General features: G+C 43.8%; 7 protein-coding genes. 2 read left to right on the top strand and 5 right to left on the bottom strand.

What is annotated here, in order from left to right:
• Positions 1–140: 140 nt before the first annotated feature.
• The 4 genes from H6F62_RS04315 to rpsT form a co-directional block, all read right to left on the bottom strand.
• On the bottom strand, positions 141–2,033 hold the full coding sequence (locus H6F62_RS04315; protein ID WP_190371427.1) for a DNA-directed RNA polymerase subunit gamma: 1,893 nt from the start codon (positions 2,031–2,033) through the stop codon (positions 141–143).
• A gap of 365 nt (positions 2,034–2,398) precedes the next feature.
• On the bottom strand, positions 2,399–5,773 hold the full coding sequence (gene rpoB / locus H6F62_RS04320) for a DNA-directed RNA polymerase subunit beta (RefSeq protein ID WP_137908067.1): 3,375 nt from the start codon (positions 5,771–5,773) through the stop codon (positions 2,399–2,401).
• 799 nt (positions 5,774–6,572) lie between these two features.
• On the bottom strand, positions 6,573–7,358 hold the full coding sequence (locus tag H6F62_RS04325) for a TatD family hydrolase (RefSeq protein ID WP_137908066.1): 786 nt from the start codon (positions 7,356–7,358) through the stop codon (positions 6,573–6,575).
• Between the two features lie 174 nt (positions 7,359–7,532).
• Positions 7,533–7,820 carry a 30S ribosomal protein S20 gene (gene rpsT, locus H6F62_RS04330; RefSeq protein WP_028090342.1) on the bottom strand — a complete coding sequence of 96 codons (288 nt, stop codon included), beginning with the start codon at positions 7,818–7,820 and terminating at the stop codon, positions 7,533–7,535.
• Between the two features lie 473 nt (positions 7,821–8,293).
• Here rpsT and hisD point away from each other — a divergent pair, with 473 nt between their 5' ends.
• Complete coding sequence (gene hisD, locus H6F62_RS04335) at positions 8,294–9,592, top strand: histidinol dehydrogenase (protein WP_137908065.1); 1,299 nt, start codon at positions 8,294–8,296, stop codon at positions 9,590–9,592.
• Between the two features lie 132 nt (positions 9,593–9,724).
• The gene (locus tag H6F62_RS04340; RefSeq protein ID WP_137908064.1) at positions 9,725–10,894 is read left to right on the top strand and encodes a homocysteine biosynthesis protein; all 1,170 of its coding nucleotides are present in this window, start codon (positions 9,725–9,727) and stop codon (positions 10,892–10,894) included.
• Between the two features lie 90 nt (positions 10,895–10,984).
• On the opposite strand, the gene H6F62_RS04345 is transcribed toward H6F62_RS04340, so the two are convergent.
• A complete protein-coding gene (locus H6F62_RS04345; protein WP_190371428.1) occupies positions 10,985–11,977 on the bottom strand; it encodes a hypothetical protein in 993 nt (330 codons plus the stop codon).
• Positions 11,978–12,454: the final 477 nt, after the last annotated feature.

A 12,454-nucleotide genomic window follows, 5' to 3' on the forward strand; every position in this document is an offset into this window, starting at 1 on the left:
CTTTATCTGTTGTTAGTAGGGGCGAACAGCCGTTCGCCCTTACAAAGTTTTAAACACCAACCACCAACCACCAACCAATTCCTGATTTGGCAAAAAGCGGACTTTCAAAATCGAGAGTAAATTAAAAAAACCCGCACCCCTCAAGCATCTATCGCTTCCTGAATCGCCTTGTTATAAATAGCGCGTCCAGGAGTCGTATAAACGTATTGAGAAATTAAATTCCCTTGAGCATCCTCACGAACCCGACGGAACTTATACCTTAAAGTCCTGCCCCTCACCTTACCCAAATCATCCTTATCTTCTATCACCTCTAAAGGTTCAGTATCTGGTTCACCTGAATCAACCTCCCCATCAAAACGCACATAGATATAGGCATGAAGATCCACCTGTTTAGCTTCATAAGCCATAATCACATCATCCAAAGAAGAAAAATATTTTCCCGCCCCCTTAGTAGCCTGGGGATTTTCCGCAGTCAAATAATACGCCCCTAATACCATATCTTGACTAGGCGTAACAATAGGCCTACCCGTAGCAGGAGACAAAATATTATTACAAGCCAACATCAACAACCGCGCCTCCGCTTGACTTTCCAAAGACAGAGGCACATGAACCGCCATTTGGTCCCCATCAAAATCAGCATTAAAAGCCGGACAAACCAAAGGATGTAACTGAATAGCCCTACCTTCTACCAAAATCGGTTCAAAAGCTTGAATCCCCAACCGGTGCAACGTCGGCGCTCGGTTTAACATCACCGGATGTCCCTCAATCACCTCCTGCAACACCTCCCAAATACAGGGGTCATTGCGAGCAATCAACTTTTTCGCCGCCTTAATATTATTCACCATACCCGAACGAATCAAGCGATTAATCACAAACGGCTGAAACAACTCAATCGCCATTTCTCTGGGTAAACCGCATTGGTGGATCTTCAACTTAGGTCCAACCACAATCACAGAACGTCCAGAATAGTCCACCCGTTTACCCAACAGGTTTTGTCTAAACCGACCTTGCTTACCCTCAATAATATCTGACAAAGACTTCAGAGGACGATTATTAGCACCCACCACAGTCCTGCCACGACGACCATTATCAATCAAAGCGTCAACAGCCTCCTGTAACATCCGCTTCTCATTACGGACAATAATCTCAGGTGCTAATATTTCCTGAAGTCTCGACAAACGATTATTACGATTAATCACCCGACGGTACAAATCATTCAAATCACTAGTAGCAAACCTACCCCCATCTAATTGCACCATAGGGCGTAAATCTGGAGGAATCACCGGAATCACCTCTAAAACCATCCACTCCGGCTTAGAACCAGTAGCGATAAAATTATCAATTACCCGCAACCGTTTAATTAACTTCGCCCGCTTTTGTCCCTTCGCGTTAGTAATTTCCTCCCGTAGAGACTCCGCCTCCTGCTCCAAATTAATATCCGCCAAAAGCCGTAATAGTGCCTCCGCACCAATACCCACCTCCACACCTTCCAATTGAGAATCTTCACTATAAATAGCATCCTCAATCTCCAGCCATTGATCCTCACTCAAGAGTTGCTTATAACTCAAAGTATCCGCATTACCCGGACGCAACACACAGTAAGAATTGAAATAAACAATTTGCTCCACATCTCGCAAAGGCATATCCAAGAGAATAGCAATATAACTAGGAATACCCTTGAGATACCAAACATGAGCCACAGGAGCAGCCAACTTAATAAAGCCCATCCTGTGACGACGAACACGGGATTCAGTAACTTCTACACCACAGCGCTCGCAGACTATGCCTCTATGGCGAACACGCTTATACTTACCACAATGACATTCCCAGTCCTTAGCAGGTCCAAAAATACGTTCACAAAACAAACCATCCATTTCCGGCTTCAGAGTCCGGTAGTTAATAGTTTCTGGTTTCGTCACTTCACCAACTATCTGTCCATTGGGTAAGGTTCGTTCACCCCACTTGCGAATCCGCTCTGGTGAAGCGATACCAATTTTCACGTAATCAAATTGATTAGATTGAGGAGGTCTCATAATTTTAGATATTGGATTTGATTTTAGATATTGGATTTGAGATTAAAAGGTAGGGAATAGGTGACAGGTGACAGGTGCTACGCCACGGGGACAGGGAAGAGGTGACAGGTGCTACGCCACGGGGACAGGTGCTACGCCACGGGGACAGGGAAGAGGTTTTGGGCAATTTTACTTTTCTTTACTTATGTCGGTTTTTTCTGTTTATCTACTTAGATCCCAGATTCGTTATTTTGCAAGGAGCGCGTTTTCAAAATCGAGAGTAAATTGAAAAACCCTTTTCCACCCCACACTCCGCACCCCGCACTCCGCACCCCGCACCCCGCACCCCGCACCCCGCACTCCGCACCCCGCACCCCGCACTCCGCTTAATCATCATCCTCCAAGGACTCATAGGAAAGCGACTCATAAACTGGTCTAGAAGGTGTACGTCGCGGTGCCAAATCCGCCATCAAGTCCACCTCTACATCCAAAGAACTACCATCAGCTTGAGTTTCCACTTTATGAACTGCAATATCTAAACCCAAAGACTGCAACTCCCGCATCAACACTTTAAAGGACTCAGGAGTACCTGGACGAGGAATAGCTTTACCTTTGACGATGGCATTTAGAGCTTCATTACGTCCTTGCATATCATCAGATTTCACTGTCAATAACTCTTGCAAGGTATAAGCAGCCCCAAAGGCTTCCAAAGCCCAAACTTCCATTTCTCCAAATCTTTGTCCACCTTGCTGGGCTTTACCACCTAAAGGTTGTTGGGTAACCAGAGAATAGGGTCCGGTAGAGCGAGCGTGAATCTTGTCATCAACCAAATGCACAAGTTTAAGCATATACGCTACCCCGACTGTAACGGCACGGTCAAAGGGTTCGCCGGTGCGACCATCATAAACCATGATTTTGCCGCAATTTTCCGGGTTATACACCCAATCCCTACCTGTTTCTTCCCTAGCCTCCTGGAGCTTGCCATGCACTAAACGCCGAGAGGTCTCTTCTCCATACATCTCATCGAAAGGAGTGACTTTAAACCGCACGCCTAGATTATGCCCAGCCCAACCTAAAAGGCACTCAAACACCTGACCCACGTTCATCCGGCTAGGTACACCCAAGGGATTGAGAACAATATCTACAGGGGAACCATCTGCTAAAAAAGGCATATCTTCCGCTGGCAGAATTCGGGAAATAATACCTTTATTACCGTGTCTTCCAGCCATCTTGTCCCCAACTTGGATTTTGCGCTTTTGAGCGACATAAACCCGTACTACCATGTTCGCCCCTGGTGGCAATTCATCACCTTGTTCTCGGGTAAACAGCCGCACGTCAACTACCCGACCTTTCTCGCCATTAGGTACACGCAGTGAATTATCACGGACATCACGAGCTTTTTCACCGAAGATAGCCCGCAGCAGCTTCTCTTCTGGTGGTTGGTCTGATTCTCCTTTAGGAGTCACTTTACCGACCAAAATATCACCAGCATCTACCCAAGCCCCAATGCGGATAATACCCTGCTCATCCAATTGTCTCAGGGCATCTTCACCGACGTTAGGAATTTCCCTAGTAATTTCCTCTGGTCCGAGTTTAGTTTGTCTAGCTTCAATTTCATACTTCTCAATGTGGATAGAAGTATAGATATCTTCTTGTACCAAACGCTCAGAAATGAGAATCGCGTCTTCATAGTTGTAGCCCTCCCAAGGCATATAAGCTACAACAATATTTTGTCCTAAGGCCAGTTCTCCCCCTTCTGTAGAAGAACCATCGGCCAATACCTGACCAGCCACTACTTTCTCCCCAATTCTCACCAAGGGCTTTTGGTTTAAACAAGTATCTTGGTTAGAACGTTGGTATTTAGACAGATTGTATCTAATCTCTTGAACCTTATCTGTACTGAAATCCTCATCATCCGTCACCCGTTTTTCTGCCAATGAGGACTGACCACTAATCACTGACCATTCACTACTGACCCGGACACGAATTTCCGTGGCATCTACATACACCACTTCCCCGTCTGTACGGGAAACTATCACCATCCCAGAATCTCTCGCTGCTTGTGCCTCCAGACCGGTTCCTACCAAGGGGCGTTCTGGCTTCAACAGCGGTACAGCCTGGCGCTGCATATTAGAACCCATCAATGCCCGGTTAGCATCATCATGTTCCAAAAAAGGAATCATGCTAGTAGCAACTGAGACAATCTGCACAGGAGAAACCGCTACATAATCTACTTGTTCAGGTTCTGTGGTTGTCCAGTCTTGGCGATAGCGAACAGGTACTTGAGGTCCTTTAATATAACCATTTTCATCTAGAGGAATATCCCCTGTTGCTGTCCGCAAATCATCTTCTTCATCTGCTGTCATATAGACAGGAGGAAGGTCAAAAAGAACTTTACCGTTTTCCACGGGTCTAAAGGGTGTTTCTAAAAAACCATAGAGATTGACGCGGGCATGGGTAGCCAACGAACCAATTAGTCCGGCATTTGGTCCTTCTGGTGTTTCAATGGGACAAATCCGTCCGTAGTGGCTAGGGTGGATGTCTCTGACTGCAAACCCGGCTCTTTCTCTAGTTAAACCCCCAGGTCCCAAGGCACTGAGGCGGCGTTTATGGGTTAATTCTGCTAGGGGGTTGGTTTGGTCCATGAACTGACTTAGTTGGCTGGAACCAAAGAACTCTTTAATGGCTGCTACTAAGGGTTTGGGGTTAACCAGGGATGCGGGGGTGAGAACTTCAGCATCGGATACTGTCATCCGTTCTCGAATAATTCTTTCTAAACGATTTAAACCGACTCTGACTTGGTTTTGCAGTAATTCACCCACGCTTCTGACTCGGCGATTTCCCAGGTGGTCAATATCATCTATACTACCAATATCAAATTCTAGGTTAATTAGGTAGTCAATGGCGGCTAAAATGTCCCCAGGGGTGAGGACTCGCATGGTATCAGGGGCGGAAAGGCGGAGTTTTTTATTAAGTTTATAACGACCAACCTTCCCCAGATCATAGCGTTTAGGATCAAAGAAGCGGGAGTCTAAAAGTTGTTGTCCACCTAAAACTGTGGGCGGTTCACCGGGGCGAAGTTTCCGATATAATTCCATTAGAGCTTCTTCTTCGGAAAATTGCCCTTCTTTTTCTATGGTTTTTTGGAAGTATTCTGGATGGCGCAGGGCATCAAATATTTCATTATCTGATAGTCCTAGTGCTTTCAGAAGTACCTGGGCTGATAATTTCCGGGTTTTGTCTATCCGTACCCAAACTAGGTCGTTACGATCTGTTTCAAATTTGAGCCACGCGCCCCGGTTAGGTATTAAGCTGGCAGAATAAGTCCGTCGTCCGTTTTTATCTATTTCTGATTTATAGTAAACTCCAGGCGATCGCACAATTTGATTGACTATTACCCGCTCTGCTCCGTTGATAATAAACGTGCCTCTGTCTGTCATCAAGGGCAAATCGCCAATAAATACTTCTTGTTCTTTGATGTCTCCTGTTTCTTTGTTCAATAGACGGGTAGGAACATACATCTGCACTGCATAAGTGCTATCTCTACGCTTAGATTCTTCGACGCTGTATTTAGGCTCTTTGAGTTTGTAATTATTTCCTAAAAAGTGGAGTTCTAGTTTGCCAGTGTAGTCTGTAATTGGACTAAAGGAGTTCAGTTCTTCTATTAGTCCTTCTTCTAGAAACCAGCGAAAACTAGAACGCTGGATTTCAATTAAGTCGGGTAATAGAAAGGCGGATTCCATATATTTGTCGTTAGTCATGCCTTTACCTTTGTCAACCTGGTTAAACTTGCTAATAGCTTGGGTGGTGTAGCCTGGACTTAGGCTTTGTGCTAAAATGTAAATCGGGAATGATGAAGTCTATAAATTGCGGGCAAAAGCCTGTTGTTGGGCTTTTGCCTGGGTCATTTTTTCTACTTCACACTTCATGCCTTGTACTGCATTCCTGACTGTGATCTGCTATATAAAACCTAGACAAAACTAGACTTTACTTTCTACTTCAATTATCCCTCAGTAGACTTACACACTTTAGCCCAAAGCGATAGATTAATTGCTCCCAAAATTGATGATTTTGGCGAGGGTGGGATTTTGGGGCGTGGTGCTGGCCATAGCATTATGGATTTAATATTGCTATGATTGTCTGGATAAGACAATTACTTTTAAGGATTTTCTATAGGTTTGATATACCGATAGCGGCATAACCGTGACTGAATTGTTGTTTGCCAAATTTTCAGCCACTATGCTTGTTACCACGGAGTGATGGTGATTGAGAGCATCCGTTTGTGGAGATTTAAGTGGATGGACGGACAACTTGGGATTTTAGATTTGGTTGTGAAATGAGCATGATTGTTGAGATTCATTCAGGGGCTTAAAACCAGGAATTCTCGGCGGAGTACAGTCAAGACGATCACATTTACTGGATCTTTAAGAATTATTATCCTTTCTCTATCATTATGGCTTAACCTAAATGTTTTGGAGTGAATAATTCTAGCACATTTCTATCTTCCAGATGTATCATGATGAGTTAAATCAATATTCATCTTAGGGGGGTGATTGTCATCTATAGTGCTAGACCGAATAATTTACAAGCGTTTTCGGTGGTTTTCTGGGCAATTTCCTCGATTGTTTCTCCTCGTAGTTTGGCTAATGCTGCCGCTACATAATAAACATGAGCAGGTTCATTGCGTTTTTCACCGCGTTTAGGTACGGGTGATAAAAACGGGCAGTCTGTTTCTATGAGCAATTTATCGCTACTTACAATGGCCGCGCTCTCTTGAATAGTTAGAGCATTTTTAAATGTCACTGTTCCACTAAAGCTAATATAGAAACCTAGATCTAAAAACCATTGAGTTTCTTCTGGTGTCCCTCCCCAGCAGTGCATGACACCCCGTAACTTTTCCCCATACAAATCCCGCCATTTTTGCAATATATCCCTCACGACTGGTGCAGCATCACGACAATGGATGATCACCGGTAAATTCAGTTCACAGGCGATGGCCAATTGTGATGTAAATACCTCTTGCTGATGGTGATAGTTATCTGCTTTGTAGAAATCTAACCCCATTTCCCCAATGGCTACCACTTGGGAATGAGAACTGGCCAAAGACTTGATTAGGGTAGCCGTTTGGTGATCCCATTTATCAGCATCTAGAGGATGTAGCCCTACAGCAAAGCTAAGTTCAGGGAACTGCGCTGCTATTTGGCTAATGCTGGCAAATTCTTGCGGGTGAACACAGGAGTGGATCAATCGGACTACTCCTGCTGCTTGCCACCTGGCGCGTACTGCTGCTAAATCTGGCTGAAAAATGTCAAAGTTAATGTGTACGTGGGTATCTATGAGTTGCATGGCTTGTTAGTTGTCAATGTTCAGTGGTCAGGGCTAAACCGACCAGGACTTTGGCAAAATAGAACGTGGGGTAATTCGTGAATTACCCCTGAGAATGGGGTTTCCTGTTATATTTTGGCAATTGTCCTACAAACCGGGGCCACCACGGGGGGATTGCCCCTACCGAATTTTTGACTAAGCCGTGAGGGTTTTGTGTTTGTGAGCCAGTCTTGACTTTTTCCTGGACCCATTGTTGGGATGAAGCACGCCCTTCTTCACAGCTTTATCAATTTTGCTGTAAGCTTCGGACATTTTTACTTCTACTTCCTGCTTGAGTTCTGTTGTCGGATTAGCAGCATAAGCTTCTACAGAACTAAAGTATTTCTTCATCAGCGTCTTTACGGCTGATTTATATGCTTTATTACGCAGTCGGTTGCGTTCTGCGATTTGGGCGCGTTTAAGAGCAGACTTTGTATTCGCCACAGTAATTCCAAAAAAGACTATTAATTATGTACACACACTACTAGGTTTAATTAATATAGCATCATTTTCGCCAATGTTATAATTTCCAGAAAAAAATTTTTTATTTGGACCAGAAGGGCTTGAAATTGAGAAGTGGGGAAATAGGGTAAAATGGATAATTGAGAAAAAAAGGGGTGTAATTGCGGGAATTAATTGTGGGAGATGGTGAAATTTCCTGAGTTGGTTGAGTTTTATAAAGTAGTATCAAAAAAAATCCAGGTTAAGCTAGAGAAGAGAATCAGATCCAGGTTGATAACCTAAGTCAAGCCGGGCGGATTCAAAAGTCAAGAATCAAAGGTCAAAAAGCTTACATGATGAGCTTTTTAGCTATTTTTGAATAACTTGCTATTGATGTCATGCTGTAGCGGCGAGTAAAAAGCCTAAACCTGGTTCTGGTTTGAGAAGATTGTAAAATTTTGCATTGTCATTACTCCATGCTGCGAATTATTACTGAGCAAGCTGACGTTAGAGCAGAACTGCAAAGGATCTGTGGACGCACCCAGGATGAACAGGTAATTCACAAAGAAGCAACAGTACGCGAAGTGTTGCAAGCGGTGAAGCGCCAAGGGGACAAGGCTGTACTACACTATACAGCGGAATTTGATCAGCAAACCCTAAAACCAGAAGAACTAAAGGTAACAGGCTCAGAATTAGATGCAGCATATCAACAGGTATCTAAGGATTTGCTGCGCTCTATTCGCCTAGCTTGCGAAAAAATAGAGACTTTTCACCGTCAGCGAGTTCCCAAAAGCTGGGTACAATTTGGCGATGATGAGGTAGTATTAGGTAAGCGCTACACGCCCGTAGACCGTGCAGGTTTATATATACCAGGAGGTCGGGCTTGTTATCCCAGTACAGTGTTAATGAATGCCATTCCGGCGAAAGTAGCGGGTGTGCCACGGGTGGTAATGGTGACACCTGTGAGAGGAGGTAAAATGGTTAATCCTGCGGTTTTGGTAGCGGCTCAAGAAGCGGGAGTTCAGGAAATTTACCGAATTGGTGGTGCTCAAGCTATTGGGGCTTTGGCTTATGGGACAGAAACTATTCCCAAAGTAAATGTAATTACAGGACCGGGTAATATTTATGTCACTTTGGCGAAAAAATTAGTTTACGGAACTGTGGGTATTGATTCTTTAGCAGGTCCTAGCGAAGTGCTAATAATTGCTGATGAAACGGCTAATCCTGTGTATGTAGCTGCGGACTTGTTAGCGCAAGCAGAACATGATCCTATGGCCGCTGCGATTTTGCTGACAACAGATGCTATTGTGGCTAAAAAAGTGCAAATCGAGGTAGAAAGACAATTGGTAGATCACCCGCGCCGGCTAGATACGGAAAAAGCGATCGCCCATTATGGTTTAATTGTGGTGGTGGAATCCCTGTCTGCCGCAGCGGAACTTTCTAACGAGTTTGCACCGGAACATTTAGAATTAGAAGTTGCTGATCCTTGGGCTTTAATTAACCATATTCGCCATGCGGGGGCAATTTTTATGGGTAGTTCTACACCTGAAGCAGTGGGAGACTATTTGGCAGGTCCAAACCATACCCTACCTACTTCTGGTGCCGCCCGTTATGCTTCGGCTTTAGGGGTAGAAACATTTTTAAAACACTCAAGTATTATCCAATACTCACAAACTGCACTAGAAAAAGTGGCATTGGCTATTGACATATTAGCAACTACAGAGGGTTTACCTTCCCATGCTGATTCTGTTAAATTCAGGGTAGATGAGAGGTGATAGGTGGTACAACACGGGTATACTGTTAGATTGTAGATTGGGTAAAACGGAGTGTTCACGTAGCGTGCCGAAGGTGTAACCCAACACGGAAATGTTGGGTTTTTTTAAACCCAACCTACAACTGAATTAAAAATGCGAACAATTGCGGATATTAATGAGAAAATCAGCCAAAAACGGGCGATAGTCTGGACTGCTGAAGAATTGAAAGCACGAGTTGGAGAAGTTGGTGTTAATAAAGCTGCTAAGGAAGTAGATGTAATTACCACTGGTACATTTGAACCAATGGAGTCAAGTGGTGCAATTATTAACTTAGGACATACTGATCCACCGATAAAAATTCGGCGTTGCTGGTTAGATGGAGTACCAGCATACTCTGGTTTTGGGGCTGTGGATTTATACTTAGGTGCTAGTTGTCCAGTTGACACCATAGATGGGGAAGAAGTGCGAGAACGTGGAGGGGGTCATGTGATTGAGGATTTAATTGCGGGTAAATCTATCCAAGTACGTGCTATTGGACAAGTTACCGATTGTTATCCCAGGGCTACGTTTGAAACCACTATCACCCGTGACACCATCAATCAGTTTTACTTATTTAATCCGCGTAATCTTTATCAAAATTTTATTGTTGGTGTGAATGGTGGCGATCGCCCACTGTATACGTATTTAGGACCGTTACAGCCACGTTTAGGGAATGCAGTTTATTCTAACCCTGGTTCGCTGTCACCGTTGCTGAATGACCCCGATTTACAAATCGTTGGTATTGGGACAAAGATTTTTTTAGCTGGGGGTATTGGTTATGTAGCTTGGGAGGGGACACAACATTTCCCTTTGCAAAAGCGGTTAGAAAATCGGACACCGATTGGGCCTTCAGCCACTTTAGCGTTAATTGGCGATGCCAAACAGATGGATGCCCGATGGATACGAGGTTGTTACTTTAAAAGCTATGGACCGTCCATGATGATGGGTGTAGGCGTGCCGTTACCAGTTTTAAATGTGGGAGTGATAGAACGGTGTGCTGTCCAAGACAGAGACTTAGTAGCACCAATTGTAGATTTTTCCATTCCTCGTCGTGTCCGTCCTACCTTCGGTTTAGTGAGTTACGCCCAACTTAAGTCTGGACGTATCACTATTGAAGGGAGAACGGTACGAGTAGCATCTTTAGCGAGCTTATTTCTTTCCCGAAAAGTAGCCCAAGAGTTGAAACAATGGATCAAAGAGGGGATATTTACCCTAACTGAACCAGTAGCCCCGATACCAATGGAGCGTTCTTTTTTACCTCAAGATCGTTGGACTGAGTTTTAGAAGTAGTGAGAAAGAAGAAAGACAAAGAGGGAAATTCCGTGTTTCTGTACTCACTAATCATCATTTGACAACAGACAACTGACCAATTACCTATTCCCCGGTCGGCTTAGGCCTCTTAATAGGCATAGGAGTGGGGGTTTTGGGTATAGGTTTAGTAATAACCGTGGGATCACCTGCTGTCTTTCTAATGGGACGTGGGGCTTCACCATTGCGTCGAGGGGGGAATGGTCTTCTAGTACCGCTGTTAGCAACACCACGGGGCGCGGCTTTGAATGGCGGTCTACGTTTTTTGGGTAAATCAGCGATCGCTTCGGCATTAATTACTACTAAAGCATCTGATTCCCGTTTCACATTGAAGTCCCAGAACTTACCGACGGCTTTGGTCGTTAATATGCCCTTGAGTTTCAACTTAAAATATTTAGCTTTATCAGTAGTTTTCCGGGGAGATTGCTTGATTTTCACAACCAAACTCTTTTCATCAAAAGACTGGTAAACTACCTCACCGCGCACAGAAAAACCGCCATCAGGAACAGCTGATGAGGGTTTGAGATCATCACAAACTACTGTCGAGTTGTGTAACTTTTGAGTAATCGCATCTGGGCTATGTTCATCTAGTGCATTTTTCGCCAGATTTTCTGGTTCCCAAACGCCAACAATTTGCAGGTGTAATGCGTCATTTTCTTGTCTGGTGCGGGGATAAACTACCCATAGATGTTCTTTTTCTAGGTCTAAGTGATTTTTGACTAGACTCATAATCCGACCTAATAGGACGGCATTAAGTTCAACCCCATCGCTAGTCAGTAGTGTTCCTTGGGTAAACTGTTCACTACTGGCATGATAGCACCCGCGAACTAGGCCAATAGCTCGGTACTGGGTTGGTTCGCTCGGAGGTGGAATTGGTTGTTCTCGATTAACTAAATGCCCGTTAGCATCGGATTTACTCAGGTCAATGACAGAATTTTCCAGTTGAGAGGGTTGGTTTGCTAATGTATGAGCATTAACAGGGGGTGAAATCTCTTTTCTGCCTTGTTTAGAGGCTGTGGAATTTGAGGATTGAGAAGATGGCATCAGGTCGGAATTCATAAAAACTCCTTGCGGCACAAGACGTATCCCTTGGTAGGATTTGACAAAGACAGGTAGAAAAGAGCAAGTGTGGCTGATCAAAGTATATTTCCTTTTAATCTAGCCTTTCGCTTGATGCTTTATATGAACAGAAGTACGCAAAATATCACATTTATACACTAAATGTGTAATTTAGCCTCTTCACAACCATTGAGGCTAAGGCCACGCTAGGTTATCGGCAGCATAGCATAGCTATAATTCTGACGGATCTTCCTAAAGTCATCACTTACTTTAGCAGGATAGATATTTATTTGTTATAAAATTCACAGACAAATCACCGTATTCCGCAAAGTTTTGGAAATTTTTAACTTTGCAATTTGTAATTAATTTGTAATTAATTTGTAATTAATGTCATTGTCGGAATTTAGATCAAGAATAAATCCAAAATTTAAAATCTGCTGATAGTGTAGCATGACTTTGGTTCTATATACTTACATT

The organism is Anabaena sp. FACHB-1391 (genome assembly GCF_014696755.1).
Classification (GTDB): domain Bacteria; phylum Cyanobacteriota; class Cyanobacteriia; order Cyanobacteriales; family Nostocaceae; genus Dolichospermum; species Dolichospermum planctonicum.